This window comes from Pseudomonas sp. DP-17, assembly GCF_022380625.1.
Classification (GTDB): domain Bacteria; phylum Pseudomonadota; class Gammaproteobacteria; order Pseudomonadales; family Pseudomonadaceae; genus Pseudomonas; species Pseudomonas nitroreducens_A.
Genome location: NZ_JAKSXG010000010.1, coordinates 258,257 through 280,719 on the forward strand (window position 1 = coordinate 258,257; position 22,463 = coordinate 280,719).

Consider the following 22,463-nt stretch of genomic DNA (forward strand, 5'->3'; position numbering starts at 1 on the left):
ACTGCCTGGCGATTCGCGAGCAGGCTCGCTCCTACGAAAAGCGTCAGTCCTTGCTCGGCATCGGCATGGGGAACGGCATCACATTGCCGCTGGGCTTGGCCTCGCTGATCTTCGCGGTGCCCAGGCGCTCCACTTCGTCGATGCGGATGATCGAGTGCAGCGGCACGAAGCTGCGGATGACGCCGTCGAACTGCGCCTTGAGCTTCTCCTCGCTGGGGTCCACCACCACCTGGGTGCGCTCGCCGAAGACGAACTCCTCGATCTCCAGGAAGCCCCACAGATCGCTCTGGTAGATCTGCTTGGCGTACATCTCGTACACCTGGCCCTGATTGAGGAAGACCACCTTGTAGATCGGGTTCTCGCGCTTGCTCATGAACGAAGGATGACAGCTTTGCAAAAAGGGCACGCAGAATAGCACAGACAGCCGCCTCGCATGGCCGCCGCTGGTAGACGCCGACGTCGGAGCTTATAATGCGCGGTCATTTTTTAACCAGCTCAAGACTGATTTCATGGCCAAGAAGCTTTTTATCCAGACCCACGGTTGCCAGATGAACGAGTACGACAGCTCGCGCATGGCTGATCTGCTGGGTGAACACCAGGCCCTGGAAATCACCGAGAAGGCCGAGGAAGCCGACGTCATCCTGCTCAATACCTGCTCGATCCGCGAGAAGGCCCAGGAGAAGGTGTTCTCCGAACTGGGCGCCTGGCGCACGCTCAAGCAGCAGAACCCCAATCTGGTGATCGGCGTTGGCGGCTGCGTGGCCAGTCAGGAAGGCGCAGCGATCCGCGAACGCGCGCCCTACGTCGATGTGGTGTTCGGTCCGCAGACCCTGCACCGCCTGCCGGAAATGATCGACGCCGCCCGCACCACCCGCAAACCGCAGGTGGACGTGTCATTCCCGGAAATCGAGAAATTCGATCGCCTGCCCGAGCCCCGGGTCGACGGCCCCACCGCCTTCGTCTCAGTGATGGAAGGCTGCAGTAAGTACTGCACCTTCTGTGTGGTGCCCTACACACGCGGCGAAGAAGTCAGCCGCCCGTTCGACGACGTGCTGGCCGAGGTGATCCACCTGGCCGAGAACGGCGTGAAGGAAGTCACCCTGCTCGGCCAGAACGTCAACGGCTACCGCGGACCGACCCATGACGGGCGCATCGCCGACTTTGCCGAACTGATCCGCGTGGTCGCCGAGGTCGATGGCATCGAGCGCATCCGCTACACCACCTCGCACCCACTGGAGTTCTCCGACTCGCTGATTGCCGCCCACGCCGAAGTGCCGCAGTTGGTGAAGTTCGTCCACCTGCCGGTGCAGGCCGGCTCCGACCGCATCCTCGCGGCCATGAAGCGCAACCACACCGCGCTGGAATTCAAGTCACGCATCCGCAAGCTGAAGGCTGCCGTTCCGGACATCTGCATCAGCTCGGACTTCATCGTCGGCTTCCCTGGCGAGACAGAGAAGGACTTCGAGCAGACCCTGAAGCTGGTGGAAGAGGTCGGCTTCGACTTCTCCTTCTCCTTCATCTACAGCCCGCGCCCAGGCACCCCGGCCGCCGACCTGGTCGACGACACCCCCGAAGAGGTGAAGAAGCAGCGCCTGCTGACGCTCAACAGCCGCCTCAACCAGCAGGGCTTCGAGATCAGCCGACGGATGGTCGGCACCCTCCAGCGCATCCTCGTCACCGACTACGCCAAGCGCGACCCCGGCCAGTTGCAGGGGCGCACCGAGAACAACCGCGTGGTCAACTTCCGCTGCGACAATCCGCGCCTGATCGGCCAGTTCGTCGACGTGGAAATCTACGAGGCGCTGCCCAACTCCCTGCGCGCGACCCTCGTGGAAGCGCCGCACTGACAGTGGAGGCCAGTCACTGACAAACGACCGTTGAAGGCCCCATTGGCGACTGAACTTTCGTACTCGGTCGCGCGGGGTTATTCTTCGACCATCTCCCTTTGAAGCACGGCGACTTAGACAACACCTTGAACGCCCCCCTGGATATCCATCGTTTCATGCTCGAGCCCTTCGAGGCCCGCAGCTTCGCCAACCTGTGCGGCCAGTTCGACGAACACCTGCACCAGATCGAGAAGCGCCTCGGCATCGAGATCCGCAACCGCGGCAACCAGTTCGAACTGGTCGGTGACCCCGAGCGCACCCAAGCGGCCGAAAACCTTCTGCAACGTCTCTACCGCGAAGTGCAGAACGGCACCGAGATGACGCCTGACCTGGTCCACCTGTTCCTGCAGGAGTCCGGCCTGGAAGAACTCTCCGTCGAGCCCGCCGCCCCGCTGGTCACGCTCAAGACCCGCCAGGCGCACATCCGCCCGCGCGGTGCGAACCAGCAGCGCTACGTGAAGGCCATCCTCGACCACGACATCAACTTCGGCATCGGCCCGGCCGGCACGGGCAAGACCTACCTGGCGGTGGCCTGCGCCGTGGACGCCCTGGAGCGCGAGCAGATCCGCCGCATCCTGCTGGTGCGCCCGGCGGTCGAAGCTGGCGAGAAACTCGGCTTCCTGCCCGGCGACCTGTCACAGAAGATCGACCCCTACCTGCGCCCGCTGTACGACGCGCTGTACGAAATGCTCGGCTTCGAAACCGTGGCCAAGCTGATCGAACGCCAGGTGATCGAAGTCGCGCCGCTGGCGTACATGCGCGGCCGCACGCTGAGCAACAGCTTCATCATCCTCGACGAAAGCCAGAACACCACGATGGAACAGATGAAGATGTTCCTCACCCGGATCGGCTTCGGCTCCACCGCGGTGATCACCGGCGACGTCACCCAGGTCGACCTGCCCAAGGGCACCCGCTCCGGCCTGAAGCACGTGATGGAAGTGCTGCGCGACGTTCCCGGCATCAGCTTCACCCATTTCAAGTCCAAGGACGTCGTGCGCCACCCGCTGGTACAGCGCATCGTCGATGCCTACGACGCTTACGAGAATCGCCTGACCGGCATAGAAGGCCAGGGCAACAAGCATGCTTGAACTGGACCTGCAGGTCGTTTCCGAAGCGCCCGGACTGCCGAGCGAAGCGCAGTTCCGCCAATGGTGCGAACTGGCCCTACGCCAGCGCCAGAACGATTCGGAACTCACCATCCGCCTGGTGGACGAAGCCGAAGGGCGCGAACTGAACAAGACCTGGCGGCACAAGGACTACTCCACCAACGTATTGTCCTTCCCCGCCGACGTTCCCGATGAACTGCTGGACATCCCACTGCTCGGCGACCTGGTGATCTGCGCCCCCGTAGTCACCCGCGAGGCCGCCGAACAGGGCAAGGCCGCCGAGGCCCACTGGGCCCACCTGGTCATCCATGGTTGCCTCCATCTGCTCGGCTACGATCACATCGAAGACGAAGAAGCCGAGGAAATGGAAGGCCTGGAACGCGAATTGCTGGCTGAACTGGGTCACCCCGACCCGTATGCGGCCGACGAAGAATAAAAGCCACCGAGCAAGGAAAAGATGAGCGAAGACCGATCGAGCAATGGGCACAAGTCATGGTTGGACAAGATCACCCAGGCTTTTGCCCATGAGCCGAGAAACCGCCAGGAGCTGCTTGAGCTGCTGCGCGAAGCACACGCCAACAAGCTGCTGGACAGCGAAGCGCTGTCCATCGTCGAGGGCGCGATCCAGGTGGCGGACCTCCAGGTCCGCGACATCATGATCCCGCGTTCGCAAATGATCTCCATCAAGTCGACGCAGAAGCCTGCTGACTTCCTTCCCGCCATCATCGAAGCGGCGCACTCGCGCTACCCGGTGATCGGCGAGAGCCTGGACGACATCATGGGTGTGCTGCTGGCCAAGGACCTGCTGCCGCTGATCCTTCACGACCAGAACCACGCCTTCAACATCAAGGACCTGCTGCGCCCTGCCACCTTCGTGCCCGAGTCCAAGCGGCTGAACGTGCTGCTGCGCGAGTTCCGCGCCAACCGCAATCACATGGCCATCGTCATCGATGAATACGGCGGCGTGGCGGGGTTGGTGACCATCGAGGACGTGCTGGAGCAGATCGTCGGCGACATCGAGGACGAGCACGACGTCGAGGAAGACAGCTACATCAAGCCGCTGCCCAGCGGTGACTTCATCGTCAAGGCGCTGACCCCGGTGGAAGCCTTCAATGACTTCTTCGGCGCGGAGTTCTCCGATGAGGAATTCGACACCGTTGGCGGCGTGGTGATGAGCGCCTTCGGCCACCTGCCCAAGCGCAACGAAACCACCGAACTGGGCGGCTTCCGCTTCCGCGTCCTCAACGCGGACAGTCGCCGCCTGCACCTGCTGCGCCTCACCCCGCTGCAGGACTGAGCCACCGCGCACCCTGTAGGAGCGGGCGGTGCCCGCGATGGCGGACAAAATCCGCTCCTACAGGAACGCGCAACTCACCCCTCGCCCTATTCCTACTGAAAAACCCTCCGCGTCCTGCAACATCCCGCCGCAGTCAGCTCATGGCTTTTGGCTTTCATCCCCATAGCCTACCGTTCGTCTCTCCATTACTCTTGCGCATCGCTTAACCGCAACAAGGATTTCCGATGCGCTGGATCACCCGACCCGGCCTGCCAGGCCATTTGCTCGCCCTGGCCGCCGGCGCGCTCACGCCGCTGACCCTCGCTCCGTTCGGCTACTGGCCGCTGGCGGTGCTCTCGCTGGCCCTGTTCTACCTCGGCCTGCGCGGCACCACCCCCGGTTCGTCGCTCTGGCGCGGCTGGTGGTACGGCTTCGGCGCTTTCATCGCCGGCACCAGCTGGATCTACTTCAGCATCCACAATTTCGGCGGCGCCTCCGGACCACTGGCCGGCTTCCTGGTCGGCGGCTTCAGTGCTGGCGTGGCCTTCTTCTTCGCGCTGCCCGCCTGGGTCTGGGCGAAGTTCTTCCGTCGCAACAATGCCCCGGTCAGCGATGCGCTGGCCTTCGCCGCGTTGTGGGTGGTGCTGGAGCTGTTCCGCAGCTGGTTCCTCACCGGCTTCCCCTGGCTCTACGCCGGCTACAGCCAGCTCGAAGGCCCGCTGGCCGGCCTCGCTCCGCTGGGCGGCGTCTGGCTGGTGTCCTTCGGCATCGCCCTGACCGGCGCGCTGATCATCAACCTCCCGGCCCTGGCCCGCCGCCCCGCGCGCCTGGTAATCGGGCTGATCCTGCTGATCGCCCCCTGGGCCGTCGGCCTGGGCTACAAAGGCCACGCCTGGACCACCCCGGCCGGCGCACCGCTGAAGGTCGCCGCGCTGCAGGGCAACATCGCCCAGGAAATGAAGTGGGACCCGAAGGCCATCACCCACCAGCTGGAGCTGTATCGCGACCTGACCGCCGAGCAGAAGGACATCGACCTGATTGTCTGGCCGGAAACCGCCGTCCCGGTGCTCAAGGACCAGGCAACCGGCTACCTGGAGATGATCAACGGCGTCGCCACCGCCAAGAAGGCCGCGCTCATTACCGGCGTGCCGGTGCGCGAGAAAACCGCCGAAGGCATTCGCTACTACAACGGCATCACCGTGGTCGGCGAAGGCAGCGGCAACTACCTCAAGCAGAAGCTGGTGCCCTTCGGCGAGTACGTTCCACTGCAGGACCTGCTGCGCGGCCTGATCGCCTTCTTCGACCTGCCCATGTCCGACTTCGCCCGAGGCCCGGCCGACCAGCCGCTGCTCAAGGCCAAGGGCTACTCCGTGGCGCCGTACATCTGCTACGAAGTGGTCTACCCGGAATTCGCCGCCGAGCTCGCGGCGCAGAGTCAACTGCTGCTGACCATCAGCAATGACGCCTGGTTCGGCACCTCCATCGGCCCGCTGCAGCACCTGCAGATGGCACAGATGCGCGCCCTGGAAGCCGGCCGCTGGATGGTGCGCGGCACCAACAACGGCGTCACCGCGCTGATCGACCCGTTCGGCAGGCTCGCAGTGCAGATCCCGCAGTTCCAGCAGGGGGTACTGCACGGCGAAGTGGTGCCGATGCAGGGCCTGACACCGTACTTGAAATGGCGCGTCTGGCCGCTGGCGATCCTCAGCGCCGTGCTGCTGGTGTGGGCGCTGGTGCGCCGGCGCACGCATCCGGAAGAGCGACGGCTGTTCGGCTGATTCCGACGAACAGGGCCTCATCACGAGGCCCTTTTTCATTCTGGCCGTCGAGCTTGCTCGCGAACCGCATCATGCCGGTGCTATCGATAGAACAACCGATACCCGACGAGCCCGATCGCCTCATTCAGCATCTGCCCGCTCTGCCAGATCGCCCGGCTTTCCGGCAGCCAGCCGCCGGCAGGTACTGCGTCATCCTTCCCGATATACCCCGAAGGCGCCGGCACCACTTCCAGCCCGGCCTTCTCGAAACTCCAGATCGAGCGCGGCATGTGAAGGGCACTGGTGACCAGGACCACCCGCCTGATACCCGCCTCGCGCAGCGTTTGCGCGCTGAGCTGCGCATTCTCCCAGGTCGTGCGGCTACGGCCTTCCTCCCAGCGCACCGGTACGCCGTAATCGTCCAGCAGGCTCTGCGCCATGATCCGCGCCTCCGAGGGCGGGGTGCCGTAATGCAGGCCGCCGGAGGTCAACACCGGGAGGCCGCTGGCCTTGGCCAGGCGCGCCGCGTAGCGGATGCGCTCGCGGGCCATCAGGCCGGGCTGGTCTTCGTCCCAGGCGCGATCCCCGCGGACACGGCCGGCGCCCAGCACCACGATGGCATCGGCCCGCTGCGCCAGCCCCGCCCATTGCGCTTGCTTGAGCGGCTCCTGCTGCTCCAACTGACGCGCGCCCCACTCCACCGAGACCGGCAGGCTCATCACCAGCAGGCCGAGAAAGCCGGAAAAGAAGCAGAACGCCGAGAAACGCGGATAACGGCGGCGCAGCACGAAGCCCAGGAGCAGCAACAGCAGCAGCAACCCAGGCGGCATGAAGATCTGTTTGAGGATGAAGCGGATAGGCATTGGCGCCTCCTTGTCGAGGCGGCAAGCCTAACGGATCGGGGAAATGTCAGCGTGCTTTCGCGTTGCGGAACAGCTGCGAGCCACAGGAAGTGCAGGGCAGCACACCCTGGTTGCGGCTCCAGGCCACGGGCGAACCACACAGCGCGCATTGCAGCGATTGCGGGCGCGGCACCAGGCGCAGACGGCTGGGCGCTGCAGGTTGGCGCACATGGCGCGGCGGGCGGGCCGGGGCGCGCTCCAGCATGGCGAGTTCTTCCGCGGCGGCATGCCAGCCGCGCAGCCAGTTCACATCCTGGTCCAGATAAGCCCTGATCAACTCCATCTCGGCACTGCTCAAGCCGCGCAACTCCAGTTCCACGGGGCATTCGTCACGTAGTCTCTCAGCGGTATCGGCCTCATCCAGGGCCAGCGCGAGTCGTTGCAACAACCGTTCATACAGACCGGAACCCGAAGCACTTGCGCGATGCAACTCAGCCATCAGTCACCTCAAGACAGGCGGAAACCTCCCGCCCTCAGGCAAAGCTTAGCGGGCCACCCCGCGCCACACCGAGCGTGCGACAAACGGCGCGGGCTACCGGCTCGAGTGGGGGTCATGTATGCTACGGGGCTTTCTGTAGCCGCCCGGCCCGTGTCTTCTCGGGGGTCGGTTCAGCGGAGGGCCACTCGACCTCCCTGGCTGCACACTTCTTTTCCGTACAGGTTCAAATCGCGCCATGCACGAGCAATATCAGCCTCTCGAGATCGAATCCCAGGCCCAGAAGTTCTGGAACGAACACAACTCCTTCCGCGTCGACGAAGTCGCCGGCAAGGAGAAGTTCTACTGCCTGTCGATGTTCCCGTATCCGAGCGGCAAGCTACACATGGGGCATGTGCGCAACTACACCATCGGCGACGTGATCAGCCGCTACCATCGCATGCAGGGCAAGAACGTCCTGCAGCCGATGGGCTGGGACGCGTTCGGCATGCCGGCGGAAAACGCCGCGATGAAGAACAACGTCGCACCGGCGGCCTGGACCTACGACAACATCGCCTACATGAAGTCCCAGCTCAACAGCCTGGGCCTGGCGATCGACTGGACCCGCGAAGTCACCACCTGCAAGCCGGACTACTACCGCTGGGAGCAGTGGCTGTTCACCCGCCTGTTCGAGAAAGGCGTGATCTACCGCAAGAACGGCACCGTGAACTGGGACCCGGTCGACCAGACCGTGCTGGCCAACGAGCAGGTCATCGACGGCCGTGGCTGGCGTTCGGGCGCGCTGATCGAGAAGCGCGAAATCCCGATGTACTACTTCAAGATCACTGCCTACGCCGAAGAGCTGCTGTCCAGCCTCGACGACCTGCCGGGCTGGCCCGAGCAGGTCAAGACCATGCAGCGCAACTGGATCGGCAAGTCGCGCGGCATGGAGATCGCCTTCCCCTATGACCAGGCTTCCATCGGCGAAGCCGGCCAGCTGAAGGTCTTCACCACCCGTCCGGACACCCTGATGGGCGCCACCTACGTCGCCGTGGCCGCCGAGCACCCGCTGGCTACCCTGGCCGCCCAGCGCGATCCGTCGCTGCAGGCGTTCATCGACGAATGCAAACGCGGCGGCGTCGCCGAAGCCGACATCGCCACCCAGGAGAAGAAAGGCGTCGCCACTTCCCTGTTCGTCGAGCATCCGCTGACCGGCGACAAGCTGCCGGTATGGATCGCCAACTACGTCCTGATGACCTACGGCGAAGGCGCCGTGATGGCCGTGCCGGGTCACGACGAGCGCGATTTCGAGTTTTCCAACAAGTACGGCCTGCCGATTGTCCAGGTCATCGCCCAGGTCGGCGCGGACAACGACTTCGAACCGACCACCTGGAAAGAGTGGTACGGCCTGAAGGACGAGAGCGTCATCACCGTCAACTCCGGCAAGTATGACGGCCTCGGCTACCAGGCCGCGTTCGACGCCATCGGCGCCGACCTCGCCGCCAAGGGCCTCGGCCAGCAGCGCACCCAGTTCCGCCTGCGCGACTGGGGCATCAGCCGCCAGCGCTACTGGGGCTGCCCGATCCCGATCATCCATTGCGACGCCTGCGGCGACGTGCCGGTCCCGGCCGACCAGCTGCCGGTCGTCCTGCCCGAGGACGTGGTGCCGGACGGCGCCGGTTCGCCCCTGGCCAAGCTGCCGTCGTTCTACGAGTGCAGCTGCCCGAAATGCGGCCAGCCGGCCAAGCGCGAAACCGACACCATGGACACCTTCGTCGAGTCGTCCTGGTACTTCGCCCGCTACGCCTGCCCGCAGTTCGAAGACGGCATGCTGGACAAGAAGGCCGCCAACTACTGGCTGCCGGTCGACCAGTACATCGGCGGCATCGAGCATGCCATCCTCCACCTGCTCTACGCGCGCTTCTTCCACAAGCTGATGCGTGACGAAGGCCTGATCGACTCCGACGAGCCGTTCAAGAACCTGCTGACCCAGGGCATGGTGGTCGCCGAGACCTACTACCGCACCAATCCCAACGGCAGCAAGGATTGGTTCAATCCTGCCGACGTCGAGGTCGAGCGGGATGCCAAGGCCAAGGTCATCGGTGCACGCCTGAAGAGCGACGGCCTGCCGGTGGAAATCGGCGGCACCGAGAAGATGTCCAAGTCCAAGAACAATGGCGTGGACCCGCAGGCGATGATCGATGCCTACGGCGCCGACACCTGCCGCCTGTTCATGATGTTCGCCTCGCCGCCGGACATGAGCTGCGAATGGTCCGACTCCGGCATTGAAGGCGCCAACCGCTTCCTGCGCCGCGTCTGGCGTCTGGCCCAGGCCCACGTCAACGCAGGCCCCGCTGGCGCCGTGGACAAGTCCGCGCTGGACGACGCACAGAAAGCCATCCACCGCGCCATTCACCTGGCCATCCGTCAGGCCAGCCAGGACGTCGGCCAGCACCACAAGTTCAACACCGCCATCGCCGCGGTGATGACCCTGATGAACGTGCTGGAAAAAGCCCCGACCGAATCCGCCACCGACCGCGCCCTGCTGCAGGAAGGCCTGGAGACCGTCACCCTGCTGCTCGCTCCGATCACCCCGCACATCTGCCACGTTATCTGGCAGGAGCTGGGCAAGGACGGCGCAGTGATCGACGCCAGTTGGCCGCAGGTCGACGAAGCCGCCCTGGTGCAGGACAGCCTGCAACTGGTGGTACAGGTCAACGGCAAGCTGCGCGGCCACATCGAAATGCCCGCCAGCGCCAGCCGCGAGGACGTCGAAGCAGCCGCGCGCGCCAACGAGAACGTGCTGCGTTTCACCGACGGCCTGACCATCCGCAAGGTCATCGTGGTGCCCGGCAAGCTGGTCAATATCGTCGCCAACTAAAGCAACGCTGGAAAAGACCCATTCGCCCGTGGCACCTTCGCCACGGGCATACCGGATCAACAGGAGTGAGGGAAGCTTGATGAAACGTATCCTGACCAGCCTCGCGCTGATCGGCCTGGCCGGCGTGCTGAGCGCCTGCGGTTTCCAACTGCGCGGCCTGGGCGATACGAACTTTGCGCTCAAGGAAATCGATGTGAGCGCGCGCAATGCCTACGGCGAAACCGTCACGCAGCTCAAGCAGGTGCTTGAAGGCAGCGGTGTGAAAGTCGTCTCCCGCGCGCCCTACCACCTGATCCTCGCCCGCGAAGACGTGACCCAGCGCAGCGTCAGCTACACCAGTTCGGCACGCAGCGCGGAAAACGAACTGACCAACACCCTGAGCTACGAGATCCGTGGCAGCGACAACCTGCTGCTGCTCGCCAATCAGGTTCAGGTGCGCAAGGTCTACGTGCAGGACGAGAACAACCTGATCGGTTCCGACCAGGAAGCCCAGCAGATCCGCAACGAAATGCGCCGCGATCTGGTCCAGCAGATGGTCACCCGCCTGCAACTCATCACCCCGGCTCAGCTCGACGACCTGCAAGCCAAGGCGGAAGCCAAGGCCAAGGCCGAAGCGGACGCGATGAAGGCCGCGGACGAGGCTGCCAAGTCTCAGCCGCAGCAGTCGCCGATCGAATTTCCGAAGCAGTAAGCGACAAGGGGCCGGCCAACCGGCCCCTTTCTCATCATGAAGCTCAATCCCGGACAACTCGCCAAGCACCTGCAAGGCAACCTCGCGCCCGTCTACGTGGTCAGCGGCGACGAACCGTTGCTCTGCCAGGAAGCCTGCGACGCCATCCGTGCCGCCTGCCGCCAGCGTGATTTTGGTGAGCGCCAGGTGTTCAACGCCGAAGCCAACTTCGACTGGGGCCAGCTGCTTGAAGCCGGAGCCAGCCTGTCGCTGTTCGCCGAAAAGCGCCTGATCGAACTGCGCCTGCCCTCCGGCAAGCCCGGCGACAAGGGCGCGGCGATCATCCAGGAATACCTGCAACGGCCGCCGGAAGATACCGTCCTGCTGGTCAGCCTGCCCAAGCTCGACGGCAGCACGCAGAAGACCAAATGGGCCAAGGCCCTGATCGACGGCGACGCCGCACAGTTCATCCAGATCTGGCCCATCGACGCACACCAGTTGCCGCAGTGGATCCGCCAGCGCCTCTCCCAGGCCGGACTTGCCGCCAGCCAGGAAGCGGTGGACCTGATCGCCGCGCGCGTCGAAGGCAACCTGCTGGCCGCCGCCCAGGAAATCGAAAAGCTCAAGCTGCTCGCCGACGGCCAGCAGATCGATGCCGATACCGTGCAAGCCGCGGTCGCGGACAGCGCGCGATTCGATGTCTTCGGCCTGATCGATGCAGCCCTGAACGGCGAAGCCGCCCACTGCCTGCGCATGCTCGAAGGCCTGCGCGGCGAAGGCGTGGAGCCGCCGGTCATCCTCTGGGCCCTGGCACGGGAAGTCCGCGTGCTTTCCAGCCTTGCCCAGCAGTTCAGCCAGGGCGTACCGCTGGACAAGGCCTTCAGCCAGTGCCGCCCGCCCATCTGGGACAAGCGCCGCCCGCTGATGAGCAAGGCCCTGCAGCGGCACACCGCGCAGCGCTGGAACCAGATGCTGCAGGACGCCCAGCTGATCGACGCCCAGATCAAGGGCCAGGCTCCCGGCAACGTCTGGAACAGCCTCGCCCGTCTCGCCCTGCTGGTCGCCGGCCAGCGCATCAACCTGCCTTCGGCCTGATTGCAACACCTCGCGACCTGACGACCGGTGTGACCGAGAGGGCATTGCGGACGAAGTCCGCCTCTCCTTGACACCGCCTCCGCAGGGCGCCCGGTAGGAGCGACCTTGCTAGCGCACCCGCCCAACGCCCGCAGTTTCAGGGCCGCGCCGGCGCTGCCCGGTGCTCCTGGCCTTCCGACCTATCCAACGCCACCCCGCGAGTATCACGGCCGGTACTGATCAGCACACAGATGAGCACCGCCACCACCCCGGCAACCACGGCCATCGCCGTGCCATAGCTGTAGTTCCTGGCGATCTCCGCCTGCAGCGGCGCATTGACTGAAGCGATCAGGTTGCCCAGCTGATAGACGAACCCCGGCAGCACCGCACGGGTGCCCACTGGCGCCAGTTCGTTCAGATAGGCGGGAATCACACCCCAGGCGCCCTGCACCATGAACTGCATCAGGAAGGCACCGATGCCCAGCGTCACTGCGCCGTGGCTGAACGCCCACAAGGGCAGCACCGGTAGCGCCAGCAGCGAGCCGCAGATAATGGCCTTCTTGCGCCCGATGCGCTCGGACAGGCTGCCGAACAGGATGCCTCCCAGGATCGCCGCGATGTTATAGACCACCGCGATCAGGCTGACCGTCTGCGTATCGAACCCGTGCTGCACTTTCAGGAAAGTCGGGTAGAGGTCCTGCGTACCATGGCTGAAGAAGTTGAAACAGGCCATCAGCAATACTGCGTACAGGCACAGCTTCCACTGGTTGCGCAGGACCGGCCACAGCGGCGTCGACTCCTTGCGCTCGCGAGACGCCTGCCAGATCGGCGACTCCGGCACCTTGAACCAGATGAACACCACCAGCACCACCGGTAGGCAACCGACGATGAACATCCCACGCCAGCCCAGCGCTTCGAAGAACAGACCATAGATGATCGACGCGATCAGGTAGCCCGCCGGATAACCGGCCTGGAACAGCCCCGACACCATCCCCCGCGAACGCTCGGGAATGGTCTCCATCGCCAGCGAAGAAGCCACGCCCCAGATGCCACCCATCGCCACGCCGTAGACCACGCGCAGGATCAGGAAGGTCTCGAGGTTCGGCGAAAAAGCCGAGGCCAGCTCCAGCACCGAGTAGGTCAGGATATTCGCCATCAGGACCGGTCGTCGGCCAAAGCGCTCGGCAGCGCGACCGAACAGCAGCGCGCCGATGGGCCGCACCGCCAGGGTCAGCAGGATTGCCAGCGACACCTGCGGGAGGCCCACCTGGAAGCTCTGCGCAATATCGGTGAGTACGAAGACCAGGAGGAAGAAGTCGAAGGCATCCAGCGTCCAGGCGAGCACCGAAGCGATCACCACATTGCGCTGGGTCGGGGACCATTGCTGCATGACACATCTCCAGCCGGGGGCGTCGCGATCCCTGCACGCCGCGGCAATAGTTAGTCAGCTACCAAGCTAACCGAGCCAGCGAACGAGCCACAGCCGCGCCCTTGAAAAGATCTGTTACAGAAATAGCGACAATCCGCCGCAGCCCAGGGTTCGACGAATCCGCAAGGCGACCGGCCATGACTGCGAACGGTTCAGCGCACCGTCCCTCCGGACTCCTGCAATGCGGGACGCTTCCTTCCCCGCTCCTCGGTCGGCCGATCCAGCGCCAGCTCGTAAAGCTGCCGAGCTTCGCTGACCAGCGGCGAGAGCGCCGTTGCCAGACGCTACGTCGCGCGGATCAGGCCAGGATCGGAGTCGTCCGCCCCCAGGCAAAGCAGGTCTTCCACCGCCGTCAGGCGTCGCAGCGCGGCGTCGCGCAACGCCTCGACCGAGGCCAGGGCATTGATGAACATCACGTCTTCGTAGGGACGGTACTCCAGCGGAACGGGGAGGAATTCAGTCATGGCGCACCTCCGGGGACAGTGCAGCAGGACTGAAAGAACCAGGGTGGGGCGCGAGAGTAAAAGGGGGATAGTGCATGCAAAAACACTCCTTTTCAGCGAAGAGCCGCCTCGCTAGCTCACTGCGACGCAAGTTAGGGAGGCGGGACCGTGCGGAGGTCGCAGTACCGGCGAACAGGAGCGAAAGACCGGCCAGGCATAAGCCTGCACCGCACGGCCCACCATGGATGCATCACCTATCAGACAGGGTTGCCTGACTTGAGAGCAAAGGTGTTACGTGCGCACCTGTTGGCGATACCGGGCTGCGACACCCGGCCACGGGATTGACCGTGGCAGCCGGAATCTAGCGAGCACGCACGTAGGCCCTCAAGGCTAAAAGAAGGTAGGAGATTTCACTGTTCCGACAGCTCAAACCCGGACGTTTCGCCGCATAGCGTGGCCCGGTTCACCTCTTAGGAAACTGCCCACAGGCATTCTGAAGGCCAATCCCCCTGTAGGAGCGGGCCGCGCCCGCGATCGCGCCCATCGGGCGCCCTACAGGCCAGCTCCGAGGTATCTCATCGCGAGGAAGCGGGCTTCCTTCGAGAGGGATTCCGCCTCATTCCCACTCCCGTACCTGACGCACCTCCACGCAGCCTAGCCGCCCCGGCGGAATCTTCGCAGCGATGCGTTCGGCCTCTTCCATGCTCTGCGCCTCGATCAGGTAGAAACCGCCTAACTGCTCACGCGTCTCGGCGAACGGTCCGTCGGTGACGGAAAGCTTTTCACCTTGCCCGCGCAATGTGCGCCCGGTCGGCGTCGGCAACAGCGCGTTAGCCGCGATGTAGTTACCGCTGCGGCGCAATTGTTCGCTGTAGGTCATGCACTCGTCGACGATGCCACGCAGCTCGGCTTCCGGCAGCGCGGCGGCCTTGCGCTCGTCGAAGTAGATCATGCAGAGAAACTTCATCACCCTTGTCCTCGTTCTTGTCTGTTATGTCAGAAAGGTCCGTCGTCCCAGCGTAGCCCCGAACGCCAACGGCTCGCCTTGGCCCGCCCGCCGGTAGACCAGCGGCATGGACAAGCATCCCGGATAGGCGGAAGATGCGCGCGCCGGCAACGGCGCCGGCTCCAACGAGGAAAGTCAGATGGCGAAGAAATCCAAACGGCCGAACAAGGCCAAGTCCCTGATCGCACAACCGTTGTTCCGCAGCCGCCAAGAGCAACCGCTCAAGGGCAAAGGCAGTTACCGCCGCGAAGCCTCCCACACTTGGGAGGCTTCTTCGCTTCTGGCGGCCTGAAACGTCAGAAAACCTGAACCACCCCCACCCTTTCGCTTTCAACCGGACAGCCAAGCCGTGGAGGTCCACCCATGAAAGCGCCCCTGATAGTCGCCATCCTCGCCCTCCCCTTCAGCCTGTCCGCCCATGCGTTCTGCTCCGATCAGGAAGCTGAAGCCAAGGGCAAGCAGGTCGCCGCCAAGGTCACCGAAGTCACCCGCAGCGATCCCCAGCGCGCGCAGAAGCTCAATGAAAAGCTGGTCGAACTGAACAAGGCTCGCTCCAGCGAACAACGTCCGGATGACTGCGCCGCCTACGACGATATGCTCAAGGAGCTGAACCAGAGCGCGCCGAAGGTCGACCAGGAAACCGGCAGCAAGCCAAAGCAGTAGCCGCTGCGCCATGCCTACCGCGGACTTCCGATCGCTGCGTGTGTGGGGCCGCGATGGGCCCCCTGGGATGCGCCTGCCGGAGGATGGCGTATAAATCCGCGCCTACCTAAAAGATCAATCCGATGCACCACTCGACGGGGCATCTATCGGGAAGGGGAATTTTCCCGCGTTCGCGTCATCGAACCTGCAGACCCACCGCTTTTGCCCAGGCAGACGCGTCACGGTGGCCATGCTAAGGTGGCCGCTCCCCTGCCAGTTCCCGAGGAGAGCAATGCGCAAGCCTGTTTCACCTGTTGTCGGCCAACGCTGCCTGCTCGTCGCCGCTCTGTCCCTGGCCAGCTTCGGCCTGCTGACCTCCTGCACCGAGCCTCCACCCAAGGGTGCAGCCGTAGAGCATGTACAACCCACGCAAAGCTTCGCCCAATGGCGCGATGGCTTTCGCGCGCACGCGCTGGCCGCCGGCATCAGCCCGCAGACCTTCGATCAGGCGTTCGAAGGCATCGAGCCGGATGACTCGGTGGTGACCGCCGACCGCAGTCAGCCCGAGTTCACTCGCCCCGTCTGGCAGTACCTGGAAAGCGCCGTCTCCCCGGCAAGAGTGCGCAATGGTCAGGACCGCCTATTGCAGAACGCGGAGGTGCTGCAACGCATCGACACGACTTACGGTGTGGACCGCGAAGCAGTGGTAGCGATCTGGGGCATGGAAAGCAATTTCGGCCAGCAGATGGGCAGCAAGAACGTGATCCGCTCGCTGGCCACGCTGGCCTACGAAGGCCGTCGCCCGGACTTCGGTCGCGACCAGCTGATCGCCGCCCTGCAGATCCTCCAGCATGGCGATGTACCAGCGAGCAACATGATCGGCTCCTGGGCTGGCGCCATGGGACAGACGCAGTTCATTCCCACCACTTACAACCAGTACGCGGTGGACTTCGACGGCGATGGCCGGCGCGACATCTGGGGATCGTCCACCGACGCCCTGGCTTCCACGGCCAATTACCTGAAGACTTCCGGCTGGCAGCGCGGCCAGTCCTGGGGCTTCGAAGTACGCCTGCCGCCAGGCTTCGACTACTCCCTGGCGGAAATGAACATACGCAAACCCATGGCCGAGTGGCTGCGCCTGGGTGTTCGTCCGGCGAGTGGCAACCTGCCTTCGGATCCGCAAGCCAGCGTCTCGCTGGTGCTACCGGCAGGCTATCGCGGCCCGGCGTTCCTGGTGACCGACAACTTCCGCGCAATACTCAAGTACAACAACTCGACGTCCTACGCCCTGGCCGTTGGCCTTCTGGCGGACAGCTTCAAGGGCGGCGGAAAACTGGTGGGAAGCTGGCCAGTGGCAGACACGCCGCTGAGCCGCAGCGATCGTATCGAACTGCAACAGACCCTGGCCGACCGAGGCCTTGCCCCTGGCACGGTGGACGGCATCATCGGCGCCAATACGCGCAAGGCCATACGCGCCTTCCAGCAGTCCATCAATCAGCCGGCTGACGGCTACCCGACCCCGGCGCTGCTGCAGCAATTGCGCAACGCACACTGATCAGGCGAAACGAAAAAAGGCGCCCGAAGGCGCCTTTTTACCCTGCCACACCCGGCGAGCGAATAGCCACCGGAGTACGGGCACCCTGTTACTGGTAGTACAGGCTGATATAACCAAAGGTGGAAATCTTGCCGGGTGTCACTGGCGTCACCTTGGCGTAGTACTGCGCGTAGTAAGGAAGGTCGGCCGAGGTCGTGGTCACCTGAATGCCGGTGTCCTGATTCATATTGATCGGCGTAAAGGTCCTATCCAGCACTCGAATTTGAGCGTTGGTGCCGCCGGAAACCGTATTGATCAACGCACCGGTGCTCGCGTCCACGTTGGCAAACTTCTCCCAGACAACATTGACCGCCCCCGGACAATCCGTCAGCGACACCACGAACTTGGTGTTCTGCGCCCAACTGCCCACCGATGGCAATGCGCTGGTATTGATGCTGCTCAGCGGAACATTGATCGACACTGGTTCGGTGGTGGAGTTGTTGATCTTGCAGGACTCTGTCGTGACCTCGCCGCCGATATTCACCTGAGCGTCAAAAGCAAACGCCCCACTGGCCAACATTGAAAGAGCTCCCACAACCAGCAGATGTTTCATTTCAATCTCCTTATTAAGAACCATCATAGAAACCAGAACTCAATATTTGAGTTCTAGCCCTCACCTATCAAGAAAAAAGCCAACGAGAACGAGGAAAAAATAGCCCTCGAAAGCCATTACACCGAAAAATCAACCATCCAAGTTTAATTTAGTAAAATCCTCAAAACCCACCACGCCTAACTGAGACTCAATCATTGATAGAACAAGGTGAAGCCCATGACAGCATTAGCCTTTCCAGCTCCTACCACCGATCCAGTTTTATAATAACGAGCTTTAAAGCTGAGCGAGTAGTTAAGCTGTCCAGATCCAATCAACTGCTGACTCCCCATTGGTGACGGCACAGCCCCACTGGAGTCCAGCAACTGAACTCCAACACCGACAGCCCCCCCAGTAACATTAACAATGGACTGCGATTGATTAGCATACCCTGTCATCTGGTCCATCTGGTAGCGAATAGGGACAGTTTGCGGGCAATTGGTTAATTGCACATTGACATCCGCAGGATTACTTGAGAATGGCCGAGAACTAAACTCACTGACCTTGTGACTTCCCATATAAACATTGGGAATGGAAATATGACATCCGGCTACCACGAACTTTATCGAACCAGTAACCGTAGTATAAGAGAGCACCCCATTAGGAGGATTGGAGACAGTCACATTGGCCGTTGGAACATCTATCGCCCCCACAACTCCTGAAGCAATAGGCCCCGTCTTCACAAATACATAATTATATACCGGCCTAACTATGTAGGTATTACCCATAGGGTTGTATGTGCTGGCATATGGAAGGACAGTTCCATTTCTATTCCTTACAACCTGAACCCCAACACCAGGCAAATTGGTCGAATAAATCTTCGACCCAGCCATCCCATGAGGCTGACTTGTTATATTCCAGTACATCGTCCCCCCAGTATCCGTGCAGTTGACATTGGGTTGAACAGATTCCCCTGAGCTAACAATGGTTGCCAGAACACTACCATCGGCAGCATTCGCTGGCACAGAAAAGGTACCTGAGAGAGCAATAGTCGACTGAACATTTCCTGCTGTTATCCTACACGCGGCCGCCTGCGCAGCCACAGAGCCAAGGGATAACACCAAGACGCACATCCATTTACTGAAAAACAATGGAGCAATCTTAAACGATGAAGAAAAACTAATTCCCATTACCAATAACCAACTTAAGTTACAATTTTACAATTGCAGGTTTATCCAATATCGCACGGCATATTTCCTCTACCTTCAGGAATGAAGCATCCTTCGCGTTTTCTTTCGGCAATTGATAATTGATGCCACAACTTTTGCCTGGACCATCGCCCCATTTGACCTGCAGCTGTCCCGTGGGCTCCAGGCCGCGAAGGAATATGCGCCCTCCCTGCCCTACCATGGAGAGATTGTTGCCCTTGGCATCCAACACCTCGGCACCCAGCGGAATGACCTCGCCATCGTCCCGTTTCACGGTCATGAGCACTGGCGCACCAGTGGTAGTCGGGTACTTGAGCATGACGATGGAGCCAAAGCGCGGCGCCACGCTCTGTGAGGTGACCTGCAACTCGACATCCTTGGAGGTGCCTTTCGGGTCGATCTCGATGTCGTTCTGGCGGTACGGGGTCAGACCACCCACCACGGCGTAGCCGTTGCCGGCGACCTTGGCCCCGACGTTGGAGTTGACCGACGCCCCCTCAGCCCCCTTGGCTTCGAGGATGGCCAGGGTCTCACCCTGGTTCTGGCTGAAATTGATGCCACCCGGGTGCGCCACGATGGAGCCACGAGCGCCGAATCCTGCCTGCTTGTAGCCATCGCCGCCGCTGGCACTGGCGGTATAGATGGCATGGGGCGAGTTGTAGGTGACGTTGGCACCACCGCTGTACTTGCGGTCGTTATCAACCTTGTTGCCCGAGCCGTAGACCGCATAGCTGATCTGCCGCTCTTCACCCGTGGTGCCGCTGAGGGTGCTCTGGACGCTGTTGTTCTTGTTGTCAGTGACGTTCAGGTTGGTAGTCAGCGACAACGGATTACCGCTGTCCATACCGATCGGAACGTTGATGCTGACCATGTAGGTATTCTGGTAATCGCTGTCGCTAATGCGGCCATCGCGACTGCTGGTGCTACCCGTACTGGTCCGGGATGCGCTCAGGTTGACGGTGCCCCAGTTGAACCCGGTGCTGTAGCCGGCCTGGAAACTCGTATCGGTATCGCTACGGTTCCAGTAGTTCTGCTTGGAGCCACTGAAGTAGAAGGAGCTGCGTTCCCCCACCGGCTGATTGACAGTCAACTGGTAGCGGTTGCGCTGACGGTCCAGGTCATACTTCTCGCTGAGCCGCCCCCAGACCTGAGCGTAATCCTGCAGGCTCAGGTAGTTCTCGCTGTTGAAGCGATAGGCGGCAATGGTCATGTTGGTGGACGTCGCTTCGAGCAACTTGCTGTAGGTCAGCCGGTAGCTCTGGCCGCTCATGTCGGGTTTGACGCCATAACGCTCGGTGGGCAAAGCCGTGGCATGGGACTGGGTGACATCCGCTGCCAGGGCACCAAAGGGTGTGCTGAACGCAAGGCCACCCTGGACAGCCTGGTATGAATTGGCCACGATGCCGCCGGTATAGGCGGTCATCAGGTTGTTGAGGCCGTACTGGTAGGTGCCCTGGGCAAAGTTGGGCTCACGATCCAGGGTGTCGTCACGGTACTGCCCCCCCGTCAAGCTGTAGCGGGACACGCCTGGCCGCACCAGTTGGCTGATTGAGGCATAGGGCACGAGGAATGACTTCACGCGACCGTCAGCTTCGGTAATTTCCACTGTCAGGTCGCCGGCGTAGCCGGTGTTGAACAGGTCGTTGATCTCGAACGGACCGGGCGCGACGGTGGTTTCATAGATGACGTTCTCGCCCTGCTTCACTCGCACTCGCGCGTTGGTATCAGCTACACCCCGGATGTCCGGGGCGAAGCCGCGCTGGGAGTCGGGCAGCATTCGATCGTCGCTGGCAAGCTGGATCCCCGTGAAGGGCACGGAGTCGAAAAGGTCGCTGGGGGTATAGTACTGGCCCGCCGTGAATTGCGACTTCAAGGCGGTGACATCCCGCTGGGCATAGGTGCTGAGTGACTGGTAGCCACTCTGCGCCGGGCTGCCGTCGGTCTTGCTGTGGTTGTAGGTACCGTTGTATCGCAGGCGCCAATCAGCGAGGTTCATCCCCGCGTTGATGCCGGCATACTTCTGCGTGGAGTTGGAGCCGCTGCTGTCCGTGCGATACAGGTTGGTATCGTAGTTGAGGAAACCAGCAGTCACGCCGCCGTCCCATTGCGAAGGGTCCACGTAGCCACGCACCTGCCGCCCCACGTAAAGCTGCGGGATAGACACGCGAGCGGTCAGCTCGGAGAGGTCAACGTCGATCTTGCCGTCCGGGACGGCGGCGGCGAAGTCGACACAGTCGCCGGTGACCAGTTTCTGGTTTTGCGCAGGCAACTTGCTGACGGCGACCCCCATCTCTGGGAACTGCGCGGCCTTGACGCAATAGCGAGTGGTCGCACCCTTGCCGCTGCCGTTGGATACCGCGCTGATCGGCATACGGCCAATCCAGGCGTCATTGACATAGACATCCAGCCGGTAAGTGCCCGGCTCAACTGGCGTACCGTTTTCGAATCGTGAAACATCGACGCTGGGGCTGCTTCCGCCATTATCGAAGAAGTTGGGGTTGAAGGCAGCGAAGGATGGCGAATCATGGAGAGCGGCTGGAGCTGCCCCGCCGATTGCGGACTCTGCGGCGCAAACAGAGCTACCGCCGAGTATCAGCAAGGCTCCCAACATCAGGCCACAGCCAATGGCCACCGGCGAAGTTCCTTGGGCCGCGACCGCGGCGGCCAGCGAGGAGCGCTCGAACGGCAGGAAGTCAGTACCTTGCTTCAGATCCATGGTGTTTTCTCCAGTGCTCCACTTTTTTGGGAACGAACGAATCCTCACCGCGCAGAAAGCCGGGCAGGGGGACCTAGTCAGATGAATGCGACTGGCCGGACTCAATCCGGCCATGCAGCTATCAGAGGGCGCTCTCGTGCTGGTTCAATGCGCCGTAATCCGTCACCCACTGGTAGTCGACCTTGGCGCCGGCACCCGGTTGAGCGGTGAGACTCGGCAGGGGGAAATCCACTTGGCTGCCTGGGGCAACCATCTTCACGTCGTCCTTACGCACGTCGTAGCTCCTGCCGCCAGCAACAAGCTGGACAGTGGCGAGCGAGACGTGGAATGCGCCGTCGTTACGGGCGCGGATGACGTAACCATTCCCGGCGTGGGCAACCGACCAGCGCAGGTTTTCCGCAGCCTGGTTCGGGTTACCCGGTAGGCCCTCGGGGCGATAGAAGATCTTCATCCGCGAACGGACGGCCACCTGGAGGAAGTTCGCCTCCTGGTCCTTGGGCATGGGCGGAACATCGAGCACATTCAGCCAGAAGACGGTTTCCTGCTTTCTGGACGCAGCATCATCGCCGGTGTAGACCAGACGCAGGGTCTGCCCCTTCTTCGCCTCGACACGGGTGATAGGGGGCGTGATCAGGAAGGGGCCGTCTGCCTTGTCGGCAGTGAGTTTCTCATTGCCCTTGTCGACCCAGGCCTGCACCAGGGAAGGCTGTTCGCCGATGTTGGTCATCTTGATGGAGACCTCCCGCTCTTTAGCGGGATAGACGACACGGGAGCCCTGGATAACGATCCCGGCCTGAGCCAGGCCACACCAGAGCGCGGTCACACTCAGGCAACCGACGAACCAGAGGGATTTTGAAGTCAGACTTGCCATTGCACGATCACCTTAGAGAACCGGAGGAGCCCGAGATGGAAAGCCTCCCCCGGGTATT

Annotated in this window: 21 protein-coding genes; 11 read left to right on the forward strand and 10 right to left on the reverse strand. The window is 62.5% G+C overall.

What is annotated here, in order from left to right; all coding sequences use genetic code 11:
* Positions 1 to 43: 43 nt before the first annotated feature.
* Complete coding sequence (locus tag MJ122_RS17840; RefSeq protein ID WP_088421405.1) at positions 44 to 373, reverse strand: DUF1820 family protein; 330 nt, start codon at positions 371 to 373, stop codon at positions 44 to 46.
* 136 nt (positions 374 to 509) lie between these two features.
* Between MJ122_RS17840 and miaB the strand changes: the two genes are divergently transcribed.
* The 5 genes from miaB (at position 510) to lnt (ending at position 6,046) form a co-directional block, all read left to right on the forward strand.
* The gene (gene miaB / locus MJ122_RS17845; protein ID WP_239745041.1) at positions 510 to 1,847 is read left to right on the forward strand and encodes a tRNA (N6-isopentenyl adenosine(37)-C2)-methylthiotransferase MiaB; all 1,338 of its coding nucleotides are present in this window, start codon (positions 510 to 512) and stop codon (positions 1,845 to 1,847) included.
* 125 nt (positions 1,848 to 1,972) lie between these two features.
* A complete protein-coding gene (locus MJ122_RS17850) occupies positions 1,973 to 2,974 on the forward strand; it encodes a PhoH family protein (RefSeq protein WP_088421407.1) in 1,002 nt (333 codons plus the stop codon).
* Positions 2,967 to 3,428, forward strand: a complete 462-nt coding sequence (ybeY, locus tag MJ122_RS17855) for an rRNA maturation RNase YbeY (RefSeq protein WP_239745043.1) — start codon at positions 2,967 to 2,969, stop codon at positions 3,426 to 3,428. Before MJ122_RS17850 ends, ybeY begins: the two co-directional genes overlap by 8 nt.
* A gap of 21 nt (positions 3,429 to 3,449) precedes the next feature.
* Complete coding sequence (locus MJ122_RS17860; RefSeq protein ID WP_017521802.1) at positions 3,450 to 4,289, forward strand: HlyC/CorC family transporter; 840 nt, start codon at positions 3,450 to 3,452, stop codon at positions 4,287 to 4,289.
* A 224-nt stretch (positions 4,290 to 4,513) separates the two neighbouring features.
* Positions 4,514 to 6,046, forward strand: coding sequence for an apolipoprotein N-acyltransferase (gene lnt, locus MJ122_RS17865; protein WP_239745045.1), 1,533 nt, complete (start codon positions 4,514 to 4,516; stop codon positions 6,044 to 6,046).
* 80 nt (positions 6,047 to 6,126) lie between these two features.
* On the opposite strand, the gene MJ122_RS17870 is transcribed toward lnt, so the two are convergent.
* Entirely contained in the window at positions 6,127 to 6,888 is a 762-nt protein-coding gene (locus MJ122_RS17870) for a YdcF family protein (protein ID WP_239745047.1), read from the reverse strand.
* Between the two features lie 46 nt (positions 6,889 to 6,934).
* Complete coding sequence (locus tag MJ122_RS17875; RefSeq protein ID WP_026079347.1) at positions 6,935 to 7,366, reverse strand: hypothetical protein; 432 nt, start codon at positions 7,364 to 7,366, stop codon at positions 6,935 to 6,937.
* A gap of 235 nt (positions 7,367 to 7,601) precedes the next feature.
* Between MJ122_RS17875 and leuS the strand changes: the two genes are divergently transcribed.
* From leuS to holA, 3 genes are all read left to right on the forward strand, one after another.
* Positions 7,602 to 10,223, forward strand: coding sequence for a leucine--tRNA ligase (gene leuS, locus MJ122_RS17880; protein WP_088421411.1), 2,622 nt, complete (start codon positions 7,602 to 7,604; stop codon positions 10,221 to 10,223).
* Positions 10,224 to 10,302: 79 nt separating this feature from the next.
* Positions 10,303 to 10,914, forward strand: coding sequence for an LPS assembly lipoprotein LptE (gene lptE / locus MJ122_RS17885; protein ID WP_088421412.1), 612 nt, complete (start codon positions 10,303 to 10,305; stop codon positions 10,912 to 10,914).
* 36 nt (positions 10,915 to 10,950) lie between these two features.
* Complete coding sequence (gene holA, locus MJ122_RS17890) at positions 10,951 to 11,988, forward strand: DNA polymerase III subunit delta (protein WP_239745049.1); 1,038 nt, start codon at positions 10,951 to 10,953, stop codon at positions 11,986 to 11,988.
* Between the two features lie 136 nt (positions 11,989 to 12,124).
* Here the strand turns inward: holA and MJ122_RS17895 are convergent, their stop codons facing one another.
* The 3 genes from MJ122_RS17895 to MJ122_RS17905 all read right to left on the reverse strand — a co-directional run bounded on the left by MJ122_RS17895 (position 12,125) and on the right by MJ122_RS17905 (position 14,806).
* Positions 12,125 to 13,357 (reverse strand): MFS transporter, encoded by a 1,233-nt coding sequence (locus MJ122_RS17895; protein WP_239745050.1) that lies wholly within the window; start codon positions 13,355 to 13,357, stop codon positions 12,125 to 12,127.
* Between the two features lie 323 nt (positions 13,358 to 13,680).
* Positions 13,681 to 13,860: a hypothetical protein gene (locus MJ122_RS17900; protein WP_239745052.1), complete on the reverse strand. Its 180-nt coding sequence runs from the start codon at positions 13,858 to 13,860 to the stop codon at positions 13,681 to 13,683.
* Between the two features lie 595 nt (positions 13,861 to 14,455).
* Positions 14,456 to 14,806 carry a YciI family protein gene (locus tag MJ122_RS17905; RefSeq protein WP_017521811.1) on the reverse strand — a complete coding sequence of 117 codons (351 nt, stop codon included), beginning with the start codon at positions 14,804 to 14,806 and terminating at the stop codon, positions 14,456 to 14,458.
* Between the two features lie 178 nt (positions 14,807 to 14,984).
* On the opposite strand from MJ122_RS17905, the gene arfA reads away from it, so the two are divergent.
* The 3 genes from arfA to MJ122_RS17920 all read left to right on the forward strand — a co-directional run bounded on the left by arfA (position 14,985) and on the right by MJ122_RS17920 (position 17,042).
* Positions 14,985 to 15,137: an alternative ribosome rescue factor ArfA gene (gene arfA / locus MJ122_RS17910; RefSeq protein ID WP_239745055.1), complete on the forward strand. Its 153-nt coding sequence runs from the start codon at positions 14,985 to 14,987 to the stop codon at positions 15,135 to 15,137.
* Between the two features lie 71 nt (positions 15,138 to 15,208).
* Positions 15,209 to 15,508: a hypothetical protein gene (locus tag MJ122_RS17915; protein ID WP_239745059.1), complete on the forward strand. Its 300-nt coding sequence runs from the start codon at positions 15,209 to 15,211 to the stop codon at positions 15,506 to 15,508.
* A gap of 271 nt (positions 15,509 to 15,779) precedes the next feature.
* Entirely contained in the window at positions 15,780 to 17,042 is a 1,263-nt protein-coding gene (locus MJ122_RS17920) for a lytic murein transglycosylase (RefSeq protein WP_239745061.1), read from the forward strand.
* An 88-nt stretch (positions 17,043 to 17,130) separates the two neighbouring features.
* Here MJ122_RS17920 and MJ122_RS17925 read toward each other — a convergent pair whose 3' ends face one another.
* The 4 genes from MJ122_RS17925 to MJ122_RS17940 form a co-directional block, all read right to left on the reverse strand.
* Positions 17,131 to 17,634, reverse strand: a complete 504-nt coding sequence (locus tag MJ122_RS17925; RefSeq protein ID WP_239745062.1) for a fimbrial protein — start codon at positions 17,632 to 17,634, stop codon at positions 17,131 to 17,133.
* A 191-nt stretch (positions 17,635 to 17,825) separates the two neighbouring features.
* On the reverse strand, positions 17,826 to 18,800 hold the full coding sequence (locus MJ122_RS17930; RefSeq protein ID WP_239745064.1) for a fimbrial protein: 975 nt from the start codon (positions 18,798 to 18,800) through the stop codon (positions 17,826 to 17,828).
* A gap of 19 nt (positions 18,801 to 18,819) precedes the next feature.
* The gene (locus tag MJ122_RS17935) at positions 18,820 to 21,534 is read right to left on the reverse strand and encodes a fimbria/pilus outer membrane usher protein (RefSeq protein ID WP_239745066.1); all 2,715 of its coding nucleotides are present in this window, start codon (positions 21,532 to 21,534) and stop codon (positions 18,820 to 18,822) included.
* A gap of 121 nt (positions 21,535 to 21,655) precedes the next feature.
* Positions 21,656 to 22,405: a fimbria/pilus periplasmic chaperone gene (locus tag MJ122_RS17940; protein ID WP_239745070.1), complete on the reverse strand. Its 750-nt coding sequence runs from the start codon at positions 22,403 to 22,405 to the stop codon at positions 21,656 to 21,658.
* Positions 22,406 to 22,463: the final 58 nt, after the last annotated feature.